The sequence below is a fragment of the Lacticaseibacillus hulanensis genome (assembly GCF_004010095.1).
Classification (GTDB): domain Bacteria; phylum Bacillota; class Bacilli; order Lactobacillales; family Lactobacillaceae; genus Lacticaseibacillus; species Lacticaseibacillus hulanensis.
Genome location: NZ_RRYD01000013.1, coordinates 65,453 through 83,773, shown reverse-complemented (window position 1 = coordinate 83,773; position 18,321 = coordinate 65,453). Strand labels below are relative to the sequence as shown.

Sequence of the window (18,321 nt, the reverse complement as noted above, 5' to 3'; positions counted from 1 at the left end):
TATTCCGGTTTAGCTCAGTTGGTAGAGCACCTGACTGTTAATCAGGTTGTCGTCGGTCCGAGTCCGACAACCGGAGTTTTTTATGGAGAGTTGTCCGAGAGGCTGAAGGAGCATGGTTGGAAACCATGTATACGGGTTTTGCCTGTATCAAGGGTTCGAATCCCTTACTCTCCGTCGTTTAAGACGATGTGCGTGCACATCGTCTTTTTTCATATCATACTTGAGGCTGATTGACGAAACCGTTAATGTACCGCAAAATGACATTAGACATTGAAACGGAGGAGTAACCATGAATTACGATACTTTTCTAATTACTAATAGCAATAAATTCCCCGCGGTGGCCGTTGCTGGGTTGCGCAGTCAGATGCAGGATGCACCAGATGAGGCACAGATGGCCGTAATGACCGCAAGTTACCGTGAGCCCGTTGTGGCACTGCTGCTGTCCTTTTTCCTTGGCGCCCTTGGTATTGACCGCTTTTACGTGGGCGACGTTGGTCTGGGGATTGCCAAGCTTGTGATTACAATCATTACGTTTGGGATGCTGGGCTGGATCTGGTGGTTCGTGGATCTATTTCTCATCATGAAGGCTGCCCGGCAAAAGAATTACGAGACGGCGATGACCATCTTGGGCTACGCTTCTGCGCATGCAGCAACAACCAGTGTGCCAGACAAAGACGATGACAGTGATTTTGACGACTTCTAGTTTGAGGTAGTTGTTTAGGATAGTGACACGACAAATCTCCCGCTTGTTTTCGGGAGATTTTGTCTGTGCTATAATTGGTTAGCATAAATTGCGTGGGTTCGCCCAATAGAAGGAGGCAGTAACATGGACACACAGGAAATTGCTCTTGGCGATCAGGTTACCGTTAAAAAGAATACTGATGTTCCCCTGTCATTCAAAGGGACGGTCGAGAAAATTTACGTCAACTCTGCCCTGCTGACAATCGATGAATTCGATAAAGAGGACGCGGTGGTTGTGGACGATTTGAAGAACCGCACCGTGGTTAACTTCAAGCACATTCGCAAGGGTGGCAAGCCAGTCACCGCACCAAAGCCAGAAGAAGAAGAAAAAAAGTAATGTGCAATAAAAAACGCGTCCTCACGAGGGGACGCGTTTTTTATTGCGGTTCTGGGCTTAAGACAAACTGCCATAAGTAGAGGTCATCGGCAATTAAGTAGGCACACAGGCCAACCAGGAAAAGTGGGCCAACCGTCGACGTCACAAGCCCATACAGGGTGAAAAGGGCGAACGAGAAGACGAAGTAGAACGCACGCTTTGGCCGCCAGTTAACCGTGTCGCGGCGGTAAAAGTTGAGGTATAGGCCGAGGGTGATGGTGAAGACCATCAGCATGACCAGCATCCAGGCCGCAAAGTCTAGCGGAATCACCCGTCCAGCGGTGAACAGCCGGGCGACACTCGACATGAGCAGCAGTGCTGTTACCAACGGAAAATGGATGAGGAGGGCAAAGATTGACGAGCGGTCCGTGTGCTGATTGATGCCACAAGCAAAGACCAGTAGGTAGCTGACGAGCAGCAAGACCGTGCTACCGAAGAACAGCACCGATTGCAGATTCAGGTTATTCAGGCTGTCCGTCACCTGGGTGGTTGAGCGTGCACAGATAAAGACGGTGAAAATGGTGAGACGGTTGCTGATGGTGTTAAAGTGGCTTTGTTCCGTTAAGCGTTTGCGCAGCAGCAGGGGGCCTGCAGTCGCGCTAGCAGTGGCCAGTGCGAAAACGATGTTACCCGCAGTGTTCGTGCCAACAAGGACCGACAACGCGGTCAGACAAAAACCGACGAACAAATTAATGGCGAGTAGTTGCGCTAACGGTTCATGTTCCCGCCACGCGAGCCAGAACTGGCTGCTGACGCTGAGCAGCAACAGCGCCGCCACCACCTTGCTATTCTGGGTTAAGTCTACCGCGGGGAAGGTGAACGTGGACGAGAGGTAAATTAGCAGAAACAGGTTGACTGCTAGGTAAATGTTGTCGATTACTGGTCGCTCGCGGTACCGGCTGCTGTAGATGACCTGGTGCGTCCAGATGAGCCAGAAGAAGGCGAGGACGATGATGTATTTCAAAAAGCCGAACCAGACAATTTTGCCAAAGTCAGGGAAAACCATTGCCCGAGTGATGCGGCTTAAGACAAACGTGAACAGCACGTCGTAAAATAATTCCGGGACCTTGGCGATCGTTGATGGAATCTTGGGCACAATATCCCTCCTTCGCTCAAATTCATTGGATTATGAAGTAATTGCTTTCTATTCTACCGGTTTTCACGCTTGTGGACAAATCTGCAGTGATGTTTTCTGAAACGGTGTATAATGAATCGTGAAGTTGTCGGCAATGAGTTGGAAAGGGGCTACCATGGCAAAATTAGTTTTGGTCCGCCACGGCGAAAGCACCGCGAATTATGATAATACATACACGGGTTGGTCGGATGTACCACTGACTGGGAATGGTCGGGTACAGGCTAGTCTGGCCGGTCAGCGGCTTGCGGCGACCGGATTACAGTTCGGTCATGTGCACACCTCCATGTTGCAGCGCGCAATCATGACCGCCTACATCATCCAAGACGAGATTAATCAGTCGTACGTGCCGATTACCAAGAGCTGGCGGTTAAACGAGCGGCATTACGGGGCTCTGCGCGGACTGAATAAGGACGTGACACGCGAATTATTCGGGCGCAAGCAGGTGGCGCAGTGGCGGCGTAGTTACATCGCGGAGCCACCGCATTTGGCCAAGCCCGATTTGGAAGTGAAGTATTCGCGCTGGCCCGTCAGCATTGTGCCTGTCGGTGAGAGCCTCGCAGACGCGCAGGAGCGGCTGCTTCCCTACTGGACGGACCAGATTGCCCCGGGCCTGCTCGCGGGGCAGAATCAGCTCGTGGTGGCTCATGGCTCCACGCTGCGTGCACTGATCAAGTATCTGGAGCAGATTCCGGATGGCGAAATCGATGGCGTCGAAGTTGGCAATGCGGAACCAATCGTGTACGAGCTGGATAATAGGATGTGCATTAAGAGCAAAGAAATTCTGCACGCCGACTAGCACTTAGGCACTGCCCGGCATTTGCAGTTACCAAGCCAAACATTTAATGAGCAATAAAAAAAGCAACGCGCTGATATCGCGAGGGACCAGAAATGGTTGTCCTGCGTATCAGCGCGTTGCTATTTACTATTTAAAATTCAAGATCCACATGAAGCCGATGAAAACAAAGAATAGCAGGTACATGATCGGCGAGACTTCTTTACCGCGTTTTGCGGCAATCATTGTCATTGGGTACATGATAAACCCAAGGGCAATCCCGTCAGAAATGCTGTAGGTCAACGGCATTCCGAGCACGATGAGGAATGCGGGAATGGCGATTTCCAGCTTGTCCCAGCTAATCTGCTTGAGGTTGGCGGCCATGAGCACGCCGACGATGATCAGCGCTGGTGCGGTGACCTGCGTGGTGATTACGGCCAGCAGTGGCGAGAAGAACAGGCCGAAGAGGAAGAATACCCCGGTGGTAACGGCGGTAATCCCGGTGCGTCCACCAACGGCAATCCCGGCAGATGATTCGACGAACGCACCGACTGGGGATGTCCCTAGAAGTGAGCCGGCCAGCATGGCGGTGGAATCAGATGCTAGGGCCTTACCGACACGGGGCATCTTGTTGTCCTTCATGAAGCCCGCTTGCGTGGCCAGCCCAACGAGGGTGCCCGCTGTATCGAAGAACGTCACCAGTAAGAACGTGAGGACGACCACCCACATCTGGACGGAGTTGATATCACCAACGTGGCGCAGCGCCGTGAGGAAGGTTGGTTTCAAACTCGGCGCCGCGGAAACGATGGCGCTTGGTGCGTGAATCAGGCCGGAAACTAGGCCAACGATGGTGGTGGCAATCATCCCGATGAAGATACCACCAGGGACGCGCCGGACCATGAGCAGGCTGGTGACAACCAGGCCGAAAATGGTGAGCCAGGTGGTCCCGACGCTCAGTGAGCCAAGACCCACCAAAGTAGATTTGTTGGCGACGATAATACCGCCATCGCTCAGGCCCAGGAAGGCGATGAACAAGCCAATCCCACCGGAGATGGCGTACTTGAGGTCAGCGGGGATGGCATCGATAATCATTTCCCGGAGCTTGAAAATCGTAATCAGAATAAAGATCAGTGAGGCAACGAATACACCAGCGAGCGCTGTTTGCCAAGGAATCTTCATGCCGATGCAGACGGAGTAGGCGAAGAACGCGTTAATCCCGAGCGCCGGTGCCGTTGCGATTGGGTAACGGGCGAGAATCCCCATCAAGAAACAGCCTAGTGCACTAGCGAGGGCGGTTGCGGTGAACACGGCCCCCTTGTCCATCCCCGAAGCCCCCAGTACGGATGGATTAACAAATAAAATGTATGCCATGGAAATGAAAGTGGTGAAACCAGCAAGGATTTCACGCCGCACGGTTGTGTGCAACTTTTCCACTTCAAAGTAGGCAAGAAACTTCTCTTTCATCAATAATGCCTCCTAAAATACGAACATTCGGTTTTTATTTAACCGAAACAACGGGTTTTATCTTACAATAAAACCGAATGTAAGTAAACAACTATTTTCGATATACATGAAAACCCGAACATTAATTTGGTATTCCCAGGGCCGGGTCACCAATAAGTTCGGGTTTGCTTTTTTTTGTAAGCTGTTCGGGCTGGTGTCAATTAATGAAAGAACCGAATATTGTCGTGGGCATTTTCACGCACACAGAGCACCCGATTTTTGTCCGTGAAGGCAGCGGGTTTAGCTATTCAACAAAGTTGGCAACATCCAACTGCTGCAGTTCGGTCAAGTGGCTCTGGGTGTATTCGTCCGTGGTGGTCTCGTCTTCTAGAGGCAATTGCATGATGTCCGTGAAGCGGGTTTTGATGAAGTTGGCTGATTGTGCCAGTTTTGTCTGCTCATTAGCCGACAAATCCAGCTGGGTACTGGTTAAAACACCGTTGCGGCCGACAATCACCGGGTAAGAGACGTAGCAATCAAACTCGGGCCGGTAATTGGAAACCGGCATCTCGGTGTGGGCGTCACTCAAGACGGCGTTCAGCAGGTGCGTTGTGGCCGCGGCGATGGCGTAATTGGTGTAGTGTTTGCCAATCATCACGTGGTAGCCGCCAATACGGGCCTCATTGTCCAAATCATCGAGGTTCAGGCCGCGCTGCTCGGCCACCGCTTGAATTGGCTGACCCAGGACGCGGACGGTGGACCAAGCGGTGAACTGGGAATTACCGTGCTCACCGAGGTTGTAGCCGGTCACAGAGCGGGGGTCAATGTTCAGGCAGGCGGCGACCGCGCGCTGCATGCGGGCGGAATCAAGCAGGGTGCCGGTGCCCATCACGTGGTTTTGGGGCAGGCCCGTTAGCTGTTGGTAAATCATTGTCTGAATGTCGCAGGGGTTGGAGATGACAATCAGAATCCCGTTGAAACCCGACGCCTTAATTTTTGCGGCGACGTGTTTGACCGCGTTACTGGTAAACCCAACTTCCGCAAACCGGTCCAGCTTGATCTTTTGAATGCCGATATTGCCGACCGCCGAGACGATGACATCGGCGTCTGCCAGTTCAGCGTAGTCGTTCACCGTGATGTTGGTGTGGCTGGGCAGATTGGCCATTGCGTCCTCAAAATCGAGGGCGTCCGCTTCAACCTTCTTGGTGTCGATGTCAATCAAGGCGAGGTCGTCAGTCGCGCCGGTGATAATGATTTGGTGCGCAACGGCTGCTCCGACGTGGCCAACACCAATAATTCCAACTTTACGAGTCATAATACTTATTCTTCTTTCTATGTTTAGTGACAAAATGGGCGCCACCAACATCTAGTGGTAGCGCCCGAAAAAGGGTTCCGGTTACCGTACGGCATTGATTGGGGTTTCACCGTTCAGTACTGCCTGAACGTCGTCGAGCGAAATATCGACCATGTTCTGGACCGCAATGTTGGTGAAAAATGAAATATGTGGGGTAATGATGACGTTTGGCATTGCGTGCAGCTGTTCAATCAGTGGCTGAGTGCTAATGCCATCTTGTGAGTGGTCAAAGTTAAAGATGTTGTCCTCGCCCGTGATGGTGTCCAGGCAGGCAGCGGCAATCTGCTTGTTTCTCAGCGCGTCGACCAGCGCGGCCGTGTCGACAACGGGCCCGCGGCTGGCGTTGACGATTCCTGCATCGGGCTTCATCAGCGCGAATTCCGCGGCGCCAATGAGACCGGAACTGGTTTCGTTCAGGTCGACGTGCAGGCTGACCACGTCACTGCGCTTGAGCAAATCTTCCTTGGTCGTGTAGGTGACCGTGCCGCGCAATTCGTCGCGCTCTTTCACGTCGAAGGCCAAAACCTCCGCGCCAAGCAAATGTAGCAGCTCCGCCAGCGTGCCGCCAATGCGCCCGGCGCCAATAATGCCGATGGTTGCACTGTGGATTTCCTTGGCCTGCAGTCCAGCCCAGGTGTAATTGTTTTGCGCGACGCGGTGATCAACCACCGCACTCTTCCGCAGAATCCGGAAAATAGACATCAGGGCATTTTCCGCGACCGAGCGGGGGGAGTATGCGGGAACGTTCGTCACAACCAGGCCGGCTGCGTGGGCGGCGGGGATGTTAATGGTGTCGAGGCCCGCAGTGCGGGTTGTGAGCTGCTTGATGCCGTAACTGGCGAGCTTTGCGTAAACCGTATCGTCACCAATTGGGGCCCGCTGCTGAATGACGATGCCGTCGTACCCTTGCGCAAGGTCCACCGTGGTGCCGTCAAGTAAGTCCTCCGTTGTGTCGATTTGCATGTTATTGGCCTCTGCGTGTTGCTTAATGGCCGTCAGCTCATCGGGGCGCACACTGTAGATCAAAATTTTTGTCATAGTCTAACTCCTTATTGATTGGTTGCCGGAACGTACTTTACTTGCGGTTAGCCGCCACGTATGCGCCCATGCGCTTCATCGCCTCGTGCAGGGTTGCCATTTATGCCGCATAGCTGACACGGATGTGGGCCTCACCACCAGGGCCGAAGCCGCCGCCCGCGATGACGGCGAGCTTGTTCTTGCGCAACAGGTCGTAGCAAAACTCCGTGTCGTCCTGGATGCAGCCAGCGGGAATTTTGGCGAAGACGTAGAAGGCACCGTTTGGCTGGGGAATGGAAAAGCCCATCTTGGTCATCTCGTCAACCACGTAATCGCGCCGCTTGATGTATTCGGCCTTCATCTTCTGCGAATCGACCCGCCCGGCCTCAGTTGACAGTGCCTCGGTTGCACCGGCCATTGCCGGATTTGACGCGACGGTGACGTTGAACGCATGGGCCAGGCTGACACGGCGCATAATCTCAGCGGGACCCGCGATGAAGCCGATACGCCAGCCGGTCATTGCGTGGGATTTGGATACCCCGTTAATCAGCAGGGTCTGCTCAGGCAGGGCCTTGGCAAAAGATGCATGGGTGGCGCCGTACGTGAGCTCTGAGTAGATTTCGTCCGAGATGACAACGAGATTAGTGTCCGCAACGACCTTGGCAATTGCATCAACTTGTTCTTTGTTGTAGGTGACCCCGGTTGGGTTCGACGGGAAGTTCAGCAAGATTGCCTTCACCCGGTCGCCCTCGTCGGCAATTGCCTTGCGCAACTGGTCCGGGGTGAGGACAAAGCCGGTTGCTTCGGTGTTAATGTATACCGGAATGGCGCCGTTGATGCGAATCAACTGGTCGTACAGTGAAAACGTTGGGCTGGGCATCAGGACCTTGTCACCGGGGTTTAGCACCGTGTCGAGGCAGGAATGCAGGGCCTCAGTGGCACCGACCGTGACCACCAGTTCCGTGTCAGGATTGTAGTCGAGGTCATAACGATCCTTCAAAAAAGAAGTTGCGGCGCGGCGGAGCTTTGGCCAGCCATTTGAGGGCCCGTAGTGTGATTCGTCGTTGTTGATGGAAGCGATGGCCGCCTGCTTGATGTGGTCGGGCACGTTGAAGTCGGGTTCCCCGAGGGTCAATTTGACCACGTCTGGGATGTTGCTGGCCTCGGCATCGAACACGCGAATGGGGTTCGGTGCGAGGTTGTCGTAGGTGTGTTTCAAATCTTGGAGCAGGCTTGGCTTAGTATTGGGCATGATGAAGATTCCTTTCTGGTGTGGTTTTGGGGGCGAATTATGAGCGCGCATAGATGTATTCGGGAATATACAAAAACACCGGATATCTCTCGACGTTTGAGAGGCATCCGGTGTTTAGTTGCAGGGCGTATCCGCCTTGAATAATCAACTTAGCACGCAGATGTCTCGAAGCCATCCGCGCACCGCAAAGACCCGGTACTCGGATGACTATCCGAAAAACCAGGCATAAAACTTGCGTGCAGCTGTGTGCTGTTGATTACTCATAATTAAATCTCCCTAATAAATTGATGGCCCTAGCATACGACCAAATTAAATAAGCGTCAAGAAATAAATCGCAGAATAACATGAAAATGCCACACTTATTCCCGTCAGCAACACTATCTGCCTAGCAGAAGTGCTGATTTGACGGGATGTAGTCTGGTGCTGGTAATGGAGGACGGGGTTTCAATAAATATTATTATTTCTAGCGCTGAATGGCCGCGTTATACTGTGGTAAACAACTAAGGAGAACAATGATGCGCAAAATTCTAGTTTTACACACGGGTGGCACTATCTCGATGACCGCGGATGAGAACGGCGCCGTGGCCCCCAGCTCGACCAATCCGTTGCTCGCTGCCGGGATGCAATTAGACAATGACATTGAGCTTGAGGTTGAGGAAATCTTCAATCTACCATCACCGCACGTGACGCCAGAAAAAATGCTCGTGCTGGCAAAACGCATTCGGCGGGCGCAGATGGCTGGCGTTACTGGCGTCGTGGTCACCCACGGCACGGACACACTGGAGGAAACGGCGTACTTCCTAGATTTGACGCTTGATCCCCAGATTCCGGTTGTCGTCACCGGCGCGATGCGTTCGAGTAACGAGATTGGGACAGACGGGGTTTACAACTTTCAAAGCGCCATCAAGGTTGCCGCATCAGCCGGGGCCCGGGGCAAGGGCTGCCTAGTGGTTATGAATGACGAGATTCACACCGCGCGCTTTGTGACGAAGACGCACACGACGAACGTCGCTACTTTCCGCACGCCAACATTTGGCCCAGTTGGCCTGGTGACCAAAGACGGTGCGCGGTTCTTCCAGGAACTAATTAACCAGGAGGCATGTCCAATCGATACCGTGGACGCGAATGTCGTCTTGATTAAGGCGTATGCGGGGATGGACGGGACGCTGCTGGGCATGTTGCCGGACACGGTTGACGGGGTCGTCATCGAAGCCCTGGGTGCGGGGAACATGCCACCAGCCACACTGCCCGCAATCAAGCAGCTGCTCGCACGGCACGTACCGGTTGTGCTTGTTTCGCGCTGCTTCAACGGTGTTGCTGAACCCGTCTACGATTATGAGGGCGGCGGCATTCCGCTGCAGAACGCCGGCGTGATTTTCTGCCAGGGGTTAAATGGACAAAAGGCACGGATCAAACTAATCGTCGCCCTCAGCGCGGGCAAGACTGGCGAAGCATTGGCCGCCTACGTCAACAACGCTGTGAGCTAGATTTGGATGCTGCTGATTTCAGTTGCCCAGTGGCTGCAATGTGGCCCTCCGCATTACCGGTCAGCCGCGACAAAGCCAAGCACGCTGCCGGATAACGAGGTAGCTCGGTGCAGTTGCGGCAAACGCACCGAATTTTCACGTAATTACTAACGAGGTGATTGAACATGTTCGTTAGTGAAGATGAAAATGGCGTGCGCGTATTACTGACTAGCCATGAGCAGGCGACAAGACTGCAGGAAGTGGGCACCAAATTTCGTTGTCCCGCCTGCCGGGGCCCGGTGATTATTAAAAACGGGGTCCAGCTGCCCGCACATTTTGCACATAAGCACAACGCTTGTCTGGCTAGTGAACCGGAAAGCGGCGAGCACCTGCGCGGCAAATTGTTGCTGGCCAAAATCGGGCAGACGTCGGGGTGGAACGCCGAGCTTGAAGTTTATGTTCCGGAGATTAAACAGCGAATAGACGTACTGTTGACGCGTGGCGAAGAGCGGGTGGCACTGGAGTTTCAGTGCAGCCCAATTTCGGTTTCGTCCCTTTTTGCCCGGACGCAAGGATACCGGCAAATGGGGATTGGGGTGCGGTGGATCCTGGGCCAGCGGTACCGCACACTTGGCGCCGCGACTAAGTTTGTCAGGCTGGATGCCACCGGTCAGCTGACAACCGAGCACCTTGACGTGCAGGCAGGCGTGCTGTCGCGGCGGGTGGGGGTGCACACCCAGTCTTACACCGAGTACAGCACCTGGCCGCACGTTGGCCCCCAGCGGCATCTTGGGCGGTATCCCGATATGGTGCATGAAGCGAACGGGGTGGGGACCGCGCTGCACTACCAAAGCCGCAAAATTGTTCAGCTACAGAATATTTGTTACGTACGCGGGCAGAATCTGGCGGGGTGTCCTTGGGCGGTGCATGCGCAGTGCACGGACTTGCCAGGCTTTGCCATACCTGAGTGGGCCGCGCGGGTCTACTGGTTAATCAACTTTTGGGGCCAGAATGTCGAACTTGCGGCCAACGCGAATTTTTGGCGAACCGTTATGGCACCCAAAAAACTGCCGCTAGTTGATTGGCCGCGGTACTTACGCCAAATCGAGGCGCAGTTTTGCAACGTGCTCGTGACTGCAGGCGTGCTGTCGGCAACAAAAACGGGCTGGATGTGGCTGAGAACCCCAAAGTGGTACGATGGGCTCGACAGCAAAATCGCCGCTCTGCACAGTGCAGGCGGCGATTGGCGTAAGGCTTAAATTATTGAGGAATGCTTTGCGGCCCGGGCAATTTTGCTTTGCACGGGTGTTTGCTTGATTGCAAATTGGCTGATTAAACGCTGGAAAAACTTGTTGGCCGCGCTGTAGTTGGTGTATTCCATCTCAAGTTCGTAGTCCGTAAAGCCATCCGGATAACTGGTCTGATCTAGCGCCAGTAAGCCAGCGGGACTTTCAAATTCGCGCCGCGTGGTGGTGGCCTTAGCGAAGGGCTTTAGCGACTGAACATCAATGCCTAACAGTTGCATCTGGTCGGCGACCGTGCCCGGTGCCAGCAACTGGCCGGCCTTGACTAGGTCTGCCGCCTGCTTACTTTCCAGCTGGTCGGTGTACTCAATCATCTTGCGTGGCTTTGCGTGCGCCAGGACCTTAATGGTTTGTTCGGCGTGACCGGCAAATTGGCGGATGCGGGCGGCACATTTATGTTGCTGCAGGTCGTGGCTGGCGGTGTCGAAGTACGTGTTGGTTTGCGTGTAGGGCGCCGCCAAATCAAGCACATTGGCAATTTCTTTGGCTTGCTGAGCAGTAATGATTGTTTTGAATTCATTTTCAATGTTAATTGGCATGGAATGTTTGGCCTCCTGGATTGTGTTGCAAAATACGGTTTCAAAAAAATGAGCTGCTGACCTAAGTTGCAACCGTGGTATTTGTCCGTATTTTAACACTATGGAAATCCGGCAGGTAGTTCTCCTTTTTGGTATAATGATTCAAGATTAACACCGGCGCGTCATTGGCCGGTAGAAAGCAGAGGATTTGCCATGGTGCAGAACTGGGATCAATTTTTAATGCCGTACGAGCAGGCGGTAGCAGAACTTAAGATTAAGTTTCGTGGCATGCGCAAACAATACCAACAGGCCAGTAAGCATTCACCAATCGAGTTTGTCACTGCGCGCGTGAAGTCGGTGGATTCAATCATCGAAAAACAGGCGCGGCGCTACATCGATGATGATGTGCTCGAAACGGACATGCAAGACATTGCTGGTGTCCGGATTATGTGCCAATTTGTTGAGGATATTTACGAGGTTGTTAACTTGCTCCACCAGCGCACCGACATGGAGGTGCTGGAGGAACGCGATTACGTGACGAACGTGAAGTCTTCGGGCTATCGCTCCTACCACGTGGTGATTGAGTATCCGGTGCAGTTAGTTGATGGTGAAAAGAAGATACTGGCCGAAATCCAAATTCGGACAATGTCGATGAATTTCTGGGCCACAATTGAACACTCACTAAACTACAAATATCAGGGTGAATTTCCCGATGATTTGAAGGCGCGGCTCAAGCGTGCGGCCGAGGCCAGTTTCCAGCTGGATAAGGAAATGTCCGAAATCCGTGAAGAAATCCAGGAAGCCCAACAGTTGTTTTCGTATGGCAAGGGCCAAGATTTACCGCAAATGTCTGGGATGCAGTACAATGCCAATGCGGATGGTACCGAAAACAAGCACCAGGACAATGACAGCCATGATGGCGGCGATAGGGAGGAACATTAATGCGGGTTTGGGTGTTTCATAATTCAGGCGAAGCAAGCACCAACGCGGCACATAGCCTGAGCAAGAAATTAAAGGCGGCCGGATTCACCGTCAATCCCGCACGCCCCGACGTGGTAATTACGGTTGGGGGCGACGGCACGCTCTTGTCGGCATTTCACAGGTACAATGCCGCACTCGACAAGATTCGTTTTGTCGGGGTCCACACCGGGCACCTTGGTTTTTACACCGACTGGCGTGATTTCGAACTCGACGAATTGGTTCAGGCGCTACTGAACGATAAGGGTGAACGCGTTGGCTACCCGCTGCTCGATATTCAGGTGACATACGAGGATGACACCACGGGTCATTACGTGGCACTCAACGAATCCACCCTGAAGCGTGTTTCGGGGACGATGAAAACCGATGTGTTCATCAAGGACAACTTCTTTGAGAGTTTCCGTGGGGATGGGCTGTGTATTTGCACACCGACCGGCTCGACGGCGTATTCCAAGTCCAACGGGGGTGCAGTCATTCACCCGCGGCTCGAGGCCTTGCAGATTACCGAAATTGCCTCGATTAACAACCGCGTCTTTCGGACCCTGTCCGCGCCGATTATCATCGCGCCCGATGAGTGGGTGATCCTGAAGCCGGCAACCGGGGTGAATTACGTGATGACGATTGACCAGTTCAACATGACCGACCGGCCAATCAAAGAAGTCCGCTACCGAATTGCTGACGAGCGCATTTATTTTGCCCGGTACAAGCACATGCACTTCTGGGACCGAGTGGAAGACGCCTTTATTGGGGCGAAGAAATAATGTTACTAAAATGGGTTTATCAAGGCGCACCAGTGCGGCTGCAGAAGTTCCTGATTCAGGAGGGACTGAGCATGGCGCAACTGACGCGCCTTAAGTATCATGGTGGGGCTATTTACGTCAACCACAAGCAGCGGAAAACAGCCTTCACGATTCGTCGCGGCGACGTTGTGCGGGTGGTCATGGCGCCGGAAATCCCCGCAGATGCGGTGGTGGCCACCCCCGGGCCCGTGGACATTGTCTATGAAGATCGTGACCTGCTCGTGGTGAACAAGCCCGCGGGGACGGCCTCGATTCCGGCGGCAAATAGGGCCGATGACTCGATGGCCAATTTTGTGAAGTATTACCTCCAGCAAAGCGGCGCGGAGAGCACCTCCATTCACGTGGTGACGCGGCTTGACCGGGACACGAGTGGGCTCATGATTTTTGCCAAGCACTCATTTGCCCACACACTCATGGATCGTCAGTTGCACACGCGGACGCTGGACAAGCAGTACCTTGCCGTTAGCAGTGGCCGCGTCCCGCTGATGAAGCACGGGTGGATTGTTTTGCCGCTGGGCTTATCGGATGATTTTTACATGCGCCGGGCCGTGGTCCCAAACGGCAAGAAGTCCGTGACGGAGTACGAAACGCTCGCGCAAAGAGGTAATTACGCGCTCACCCGGGTCTTCCTGCACACCGGACGTACCCACCAGATTCGGGTGCATTTTGCCAGCATCGGCCGGCCACTTGTTGGCGATTCACTGTATGGGGGCGAAATGCTGCTTGGACGGCAGGCATTGCACTGCAGTGACCTGTATATTCAGCACCCCTTCACCGGGGAAAAGCTGCACTTGCACGCGCCGCTAACAAGGGACATGCAGGCACTGGTGACAAAGCTTCAGCTTGGTTAATTTATGCTTAGACATCAAGTCGGTAGCGATTGCCGAGGTCCAGAACGTCGCTGCCCAATTTGCCATAGTCGTCGAGGAGGGCGTGAAATTCCTGGGCTTCTTGGATGCGCTGGTGCATTGCTGGGACGATGGCGCGCTGGAGCTGCTCGTAGTTGGCGTCCTGCTTGCGAATTAAGCGAAAGAGCCGTCTTGTGTAACTGTCGGCGACAAAGGCGGGGCGCATGAAGACATAGAGCAGGAGCACATCCGCCGTTTCGTTGCCAACGCCGGGCAGCGACCGCAGCCGTGCGCGCAGACTTGCGGTGTCTAGTGCAGCCAGCTGATGGTAATGGTTGCGGTATTCGGTGAGCACGACGCGCAAATAGCGGGACTTGTTCTTGTAAAAACCGCTGGGCATGATGAGCTCTTGCAGCTTTGCTTCCGGCAGGTTAAGGAGTGCATCAATCCCGAAGTTCGTGGCCGCATCGAGGTTCGCGAGGGATTTGAAGACATTCTTGTAGTTGGTGTTTTGCACAAGAATCATGCCGCAAATCAGTTCTTCAGTGCTACGGGCCGGCCACCAGTGGCGGGGACCGAGGTTCTTGTACAGAGTTTGGTAGAGCTCATCAATCGTTATCGTTTCCATGGTTGCTTCCTTTGATTGCGACAATTAGTGCTGCATACAGGGTAAGCAAAAACGCGTCAGGCAAGTTGGCCTGACGCGTTTTTTGTTTACTTGCTTAATTCACCAAGTACGTGGGTCCCGTGGGCTTGGTTAACGCCCATTGCCTTGGTTACTTGGTCCTTGTTATCAATGTTGACCCCACCACCAGGTAGGACCTCAATGCGGCCGTCTGCCCAATCGGCGATTTCCTTCAGGTGATCCAGGTTGTCCAGGATGTTGGTGTCGAGGAGGCCACCGTGGGTCAGAACGCGGGTGAAGCCTTTTTCAACGAGCCAATCAAGGGCTGCCTTCTGGTCTTCGTGTGGAATCCAGTCGAACGCGAGGTTGCAGACCAGCTGCATGCCACCAGCAGCCGCAATCAGGTTTTCCATTGCGTCGACGTCGAAGTGGTTATCAGGAGTTAGGGCACCGAAGATGACGGCGTCCATGCCGATTGACTGCATCTCGAGCATGTCGCGTTCCATAATCTTCAGTTCGATGTCGTTAAAGTAGTAGTCACCGCCGCGGGGCCGCACCATCGCGACGACCGTTGCGTTGTGTTCGTGGCAGTACTTCAGTGCTTCAATGGCTGTCCCCTTGGTGGCGGTGGTGCCACCAGCGGTCAAGTTACCGACCAGTTCGATGCGCTGAGCACCGGCAGCCATTGCGGCGGGGATGAGGGTGAAGTTTTCAATTGCAATTTCGTTAAGCATTTCCAATTCTCCAATCAATCACGCCACCGCAACGCGGCAGCGGTTTATAAGAACATAACCAGTAAAACAACAATCCCAAGGGCGATTCGGTACCACCCAAAGCCGGTGAAATCGTGACCCTGCACGAATTTGAGCAGCCACTTGATGGTAATCCACGCAACCACCATGGAAACGAGGAAACCAGTGGCGAGCACAGCAATTTCGGTACCGGAGAAAGTGTTGCCCTTCAGGAAGAATGACCCCATTTTGAGGAGTGAGACGCCAAACATAGTTGGAATGGCGAGGAAGAACGAGAATTCGGTTGCCACGTAGCGGGAAGTCCCGAGCAAAATAGCGCCCAGGATGGTTGCACCACTACGGCTGGTCCCAGGCACGATTGACAGTGCTTGGAACAAACCAATCAGAATCGCCAGCTGGAACGAAATGTCAGCTAGCGTGTTGACGACCGGTTGACGGTGCTTGTTATACCGTTCAATGATGATGAACAATATCCCATACACAATCAGTGTCGTAGCAATGACTGGTGGGGTTTGCAGGTGCGCGTCCATCCAGTCGTTCAGTGGCAAACCAATCACCACGCTTGGGATAACGGCCACAATCACCTTGAACCAAAGTGTCCACGTGGCTGATTTTTCAGCCTTGGTTTTGCTTGGTGCAATTGGATTGAGCTTGTGGAAGTAGAGGAAGACTACCGCCATGATGGCCCCAAGCTGGATTACGTAATTGAACATGTACTTAAAATCTTGAGTCTGGGTCATGTGAATCACGGATTGAACCAAATCAATGTGGCCAGTTGAACTGACAGGAAGAAATTCGGTTAACCCTTCGACAATCCCAATGATGATTGCCTTAATAATATCTGCCATGAATACTTACTCCTTCACTATTACAATAGTTTCCAGTATAGCAGATACTTAATTAGGACAATCAGTTAAGTGCATGTTTTTTGTTAAAGTTTTATGCGAATACGACACAAACGGCTTCTGGCGTTGGAATGTTGATGGCCAAGGTCGTGAGCAGGCCGTTCACAGGGTCGCGGCGGTAGAGCGTCCCGTTATCGGAATTCTGGTTGACGGCCAAAATGTAGTTGCCGCTCGGGTCAATCGCGAAGTCGCGGGGGAAGTCACCAAACGTGCTTGTGTGGTTGATGAATTCGAGCTCTCCGGATTGGTCGATGGCGAACGTGGCGATACTGTTGTGGCCACGGTTGCTGGTGTACAGGAACTTGCCGTCTGCGCTCACACGAACTGCGGCGGCACCATTATGTTCTGTCCAGTCGCTTGGAATTGTGCTCAGCGTCTGCCGTGGTGCAAACGTGCCGGTAGATGCGTCGTAATCGAGCACCTGGACCTTGCTGCTGAGTTCACCCAGCAGGTAGGCGACGGGCTTGGTTGGGTGGAAGGCAATGTGCCGGGGCCCGAAACCGGGCATCGTGTGCAACACAACAGGGCCGTTCAGCTTGCCGGAGTCGCTCACCTGGTATGTGCTGACGGTGTCGTTACCAAGGTCAATCACGACGACGCGGTTGTCCGGGGTTAATCCCGCAAAGTGGACGTGGCTGCTGTCTTGCTCGGGCAAAGGGCCGTTGCCGGTGTGTTTTGCTTCATCGGTGGCAACCAGACTGCCGTCATCCTGAATCGCGTAAACGTTCAGGCGGCCCTCGTGGTAGTTAGCCGCAAAGACGAGTTGACGCTTTTCGTCAATGCTGACGTGCGCGGGGGAGGTGCCGGCCTCGAGGACTGTCCCGAGGATGTGCGGCTTAGGCCCATTTAGGTCCACCGCGGCCACCCCGCCTGTTCCTTCTCCTGCGGCAACTGTGTACAAGCGATTGGCCTTGGATAAGGCTAAGTATGTTGGGCCATTAATGCCAGTTACGTATGGGAGTGGCGTGCTGACGCTCCCGGTGACGGTATCTAGTACCGCCCGATAAATTCCGGCGCCACCTTTACGGGTGTAACCACCGAGAATTACTGTTTCTTCTGCCAAAATATTTGGCCCCCTTTCATAAGGTAGTATATAACTAAAGAAAGCGGATTCGCTACCCACCAAAACATGTTATCATAAAGATATACTAATTAGTGAGGATGAAGTGAACTATGCAGTTAAAATCAATTGTTAAAGAAATTGGCCCGGATGCCCTCAGCCCCAAGGATCAGATGGTGATTCTATTTGGTGATAAGGCAACAGATGCTTTGCGGAATGTGTCTGTGATTCAGGAGTTCACTGATCCTAAAGCGCAGAAAAAGATGCAAGTGAAGGTGGGGGACCACCTCTACATTAACGACATTAAGTTTCGCGTCATCGGGGTTGGTGGCCTGACCAACGCCAACTTACAGCAAATCGGCCACGCCACGCTTGTTTTCCAGCCGGTCCCAAGTGAGGACTCGCTGGGCAACGCAATCTACCTGTTCCCAAACGCCAAACCCGTCTTCACGGAAGGCACCGAGATCATTTACGATTTGAAGTAGTGACAACTAAAAAGACTGTGCCAACCGCTTTTGCGGTGGGCACAGTCTTTTTTAGTACCTTGTTCCAGCAAAAAGGCCCAGGCACTAAGCCTGGACCTTTTACTGTATTTAATGTTACCAACTAGCTTTGCGGACACCAGGGATTTGCCCCTTGTGTGCGAGCTGGCGGAAATTAAGACGCGACATGCCAAACTTGCGCATGTATGCGTGCGGGCGGCCATCAATGCGGTCACGGTTGTGGACCCGCACGGGTGAGGCGTTGCGCGGCAAGGTTGCAAGGGCAGCGTAATTACCCTCTGCCTTGTACTGTGCCCGCAAGTCCGCGTACTTATCGACCGTTGCAGCAATCTTAGCTGCCTTGGCGATTTTTGATTTTTTAGCCATGTTTGCTCCTTCGCAATTTTCCCAAGTGGAAGTTTTTAGTTGGAGCCATTTCGCTTTAACAATGCAGTCATTATAGCACTTTGATTTGAAAAATACTAACAAAAAG

At 53.3% G+C, this 18,321-nt stretch carries 20 protein-coding genes and 2 tRNA genes; 11 read left to right on the top strand and 11 right to left on the bottom strand.

Features of this window, described 5'->3' with window-relative positions; all coding sequences use genetic code 11:
• The first annotated feature begins 3 nt into the window (after positions 1–3).
• The 4 genes from EKN00_RS04585 (at position 4) to EKN00_RS04570 (ending at position 1,078) form a co-directional block, all read left to right on the top strand.
• Positions 4–76 (top strand) — tRNA-Asn (locus EKN00_RS04585).
• An 8-nt stretch (positions 77–84) separates the two neighbouring features.
• Positions 85–174: transfer RNA gene (locus EKN00_RS04580), tRNA-Ser, on the top strand.
• Between the two features lie 115 nt (positions 175–289).
• The gene (locus EKN00_RS04575; RefSeq protein WP_127848970.1) at positions 290–703 is read left to right on the top strand and encodes a TM2 domain-containing protein; all 414 of its coding nucleotides are present in this window, start codon (positions 290–292) and stop codon (positions 701–703) included.
• Between the two features lie 123 nt (positions 704–826).
• On the top strand, positions 827–1,078 hold the full coding sequence (locus tag EKN00_RS04570) for a hypothetical protein (protein ID WP_127848969.1): 252 nt from the start codon (positions 827–829) through the stop codon (positions 1,076–1,078).
• Positions 1,079–1,118: 40 nt separating this feature from the next.
• Here the strand turns inward: EKN00_RS04570 and EKN00_RS04565 are convergent, their stop codons facing one another.
• Positions 1,119–2,213 carry a low temperature requirement protein A gene (locus tag EKN00_RS04565; RefSeq protein WP_164848022.1) on the bottom strand — a complete coding sequence of 365 codons (1,095 nt, stop codon included), beginning with the start codon at positions 2,211–2,213 and terminating at the stop codon, positions 1,119–1,121.
• A gap of 154 nt (positions 2,214–2,367) precedes the next feature.
• On the opposite strand from EKN00_RS04565, the gene EKN00_RS04560 reads away from it, so the two are divergent.
• On the top strand, positions 2,368–3,048 hold the full coding sequence (locus EKN00_RS04560) for a 2,3-bisphosphoglycerate-dependent phosphoglycerate mutase (protein ID WP_127848967.1): 681 nt from the start codon (positions 2,368–2,370) through the stop codon (positions 3,046–3,048).
• Positions 3,049–3,174: 126 nt separating this feature from the next.
• On the opposite strand, the gene EKN00_RS04555 is transcribed toward EKN00_RS04560, so the two are convergent.
• The 4 genes from EKN00_RS04555 to EKN00_RS04540 form a co-directional block, all read right to left on the bottom strand.
• Positions 3,175–4,488 carry an NCS2 family permease gene (locus EKN00_RS04555; protein WP_127848966.1) on the bottom strand — a complete coding sequence of 438 codons (1,314 nt, stop codon included), beginning with the start codon at positions 4,486–4,488 and terminating at the stop codon, positions 3,175–3,177.
• A gap of 283 nt (positions 4,489–4,771) precedes the next feature.
• Positions 4,772–5,782: an L-lactate dehydrogenase gene (locus tag EKN00_RS04550; RefSeq protein ID WP_127848965.1), complete on the bottom strand. Its 1,011-nt coding sequence runs from the start codon at positions 5,780–5,782 to the stop codon at positions 4,772–4,774.
• A gap of 81 nt (positions 5,783–5,863) precedes the next feature.
• Positions 5,864–6,859: an NAD(P)-dependent oxidoreductase gene (locus EKN00_RS04545; RefSeq protein WP_127848964.1), complete on the bottom strand. Its 996-nt coding sequence runs from the start codon at positions 6,857–6,859 to the stop codon at positions 5,864–5,866.
• A gap of 100 nt (positions 6,860–6,959) precedes the next feature.
• Positions 6,960–8,090: an aminotransferase class I/II-fold pyridoxal phosphate-dependent enzyme gene (locus tag EKN00_RS04540; RefSeq protein WP_127848963.1), complete on the bottom strand. Its 1,131-nt coding sequence runs from the start codon at positions 8,088–8,090 to the stop codon at positions 6,960–6,962.
• Between the two features lie 512 nt (positions 8,091–8,602).
• On the opposite strand from EKN00_RS04540, the gene EKN00_RS04535 reads away from it, so the two are divergent.
• Positions 8,603–9,577: an asparaginase gene (locus tag EKN00_RS04535; protein ID WP_277749625.1), complete on the top strand. Its 975-nt coding sequence runs from the start codon at positions 8,603–8,605 to the stop codon at positions 9,575–9,577.
• Between the two features lie 164 nt (positions 9,578–9,741).
• A complete protein-coding gene (locus EKN00_RS04530) occupies positions 9,742–10,815 on the top strand; it encodes a competence protein CoiA (RefSeq protein WP_127848961.1) in 1,074 nt (357 codons plus the stop codon).
• Here EKN00_RS04530 and EKN00_RS04525 read toward each other — a convergent pair.
• Entirely contained in the window at positions 10,812–11,399 is a 588-nt protein-coding gene (locus EKN00_RS04525; protein ID WP_127848960.1) for a CYTH domain-containing protein, read from the bottom strand. The two genes, EKN00_RS04530 and EKN00_RS04525, sit on opposite strands and share 4 nt — an antisense overlap.
• Before the next feature lie 192 nt (positions 11,400–11,591).
• On the opposite strand from EKN00_RS04525, the gene yjbM reads away from it, so the two are divergent.
• From yjbM to EKN00_RS04510, 3 genes are read left to right on the top strand one after another with little or no spacing between them, the layout of a single operon-like run.
• The gene (yjbM, locus tag EKN00_RS04520; protein ID WP_127848959.1) at positions 11,592–12,320 is read left to right on the top strand and encodes a GTP diphosphokinase; all 729 of its coding nucleotides are present in this window, start codon (positions 11,592–11,594) and stop codon (positions 12,318–12,320) included.
• Entirely contained in the window at positions 12,320–13,117 is a 798-nt protein-coding gene (locus EKN00_RS04515; RefSeq protein WP_127848958.1) for an NAD kinase, read from the top strand. Before yjbM ends, EKN00_RS04515 begins: the two co-directional genes overlap by 1 nt.
• The gene (locus EKN00_RS04510) at positions 13,117–14,007 is read left to right on the top strand and encodes an RluA family pseudouridine synthase (protein WP_127848957.1); all 891 of its coding nucleotides are present in this window, start codon (positions 13,117–13,119) and stop codon (positions 14,005–14,007) included. The genes EKN00_RS04515 and EKN00_RS04510 overlap by 1 nt, the downstream gene beginning before the upstream one ends.
• 7 nt (positions 14,008–14,014) lie before the next feature.
• On the opposite strand, the gene EKN00_RS04505 is transcribed toward EKN00_RS04510, so the two are convergent.
• The 4 genes from EKN00_RS04505 to EKN00_RS04490 all read right to left on the bottom strand — a co-directional run bounded on the left by EKN00_RS04505 (position 14,015) and on the right by EKN00_RS04490 (position 17,349).
• A complete protein-coding gene (locus tag EKN00_RS04505) occupies positions 14,015–14,632 on the bottom strand; it encodes an endonuclease III domain-containing protein (RefSeq protein WP_127848956.1) in 618 nt (205 codons plus the stop codon).
• A gap of 86 nt (positions 14,633–14,718) precedes the next feature.
• On the bottom strand, positions 14,719–15,363 hold the full coding sequence (locus EKN00_RS04500) for a copper homeostasis protein CutC (RefSeq protein WP_127848955.1): 645 nt from the start codon (positions 15,361–15,363) through the stop codon (positions 14,719–14,721).
• A 44-nt stretch (positions 15,364–15,407) separates the two neighbouring features.
• Entirely contained in the window at positions 15,408–16,229 is an 822-nt protein-coding gene (locus tag EKN00_RS04495; protein WP_127848954.1) for an undecaprenyl-diphosphate phosphatase, read from the bottom strand.
• 91 nt (positions 16,230–16,320) lie between these two features.
• Positions 16,321–17,349, bottom strand: coding sequence for a lactonase family protein (locus EKN00_RS04490; RefSeq protein ID WP_127848953.1), 1,029 nt, complete (start codon positions 17,347–17,349; stop codon positions 16,321–16,323).
• A 110-nt stretch (positions 17,350–17,459) separates the two neighbouring features.
• Here EKN00_RS04490 and EKN00_RS04485 point away from each other — a divergent pair, with 110 nt between their 5' ends.
• The gene (locus EKN00_RS04485) at positions 17,460–17,831 is read left to right on the top strand and encodes a PTS glucitol/sorbitol transporter subunit IIA (protein WP_127848952.1); all 372 of its coding nucleotides are present in this window, start codon (positions 17,460–17,462) and stop codon (positions 17,829–17,831) included.
• A gap of 114 nt (positions 17,832–17,945) precedes the next feature.
• Here the strand turns inward: EKN00_RS04485 and rpsN are convergent, their stop codons facing one another.
• Positions 17,946–18,215 carry a 30S ribosomal protein S14 gene (rpsN, locus tag EKN00_RS04480; protein ID WP_127848951.1) on the bottom strand — a complete coding sequence of 90 codons (270 nt, stop codon included), beginning with the start codon at positions 18,213–18,215 and terminating at the stop codon, positions 17,946–17,948.
• Positions 18,216–18,321 lie beyond the last annotated feature (106 nt).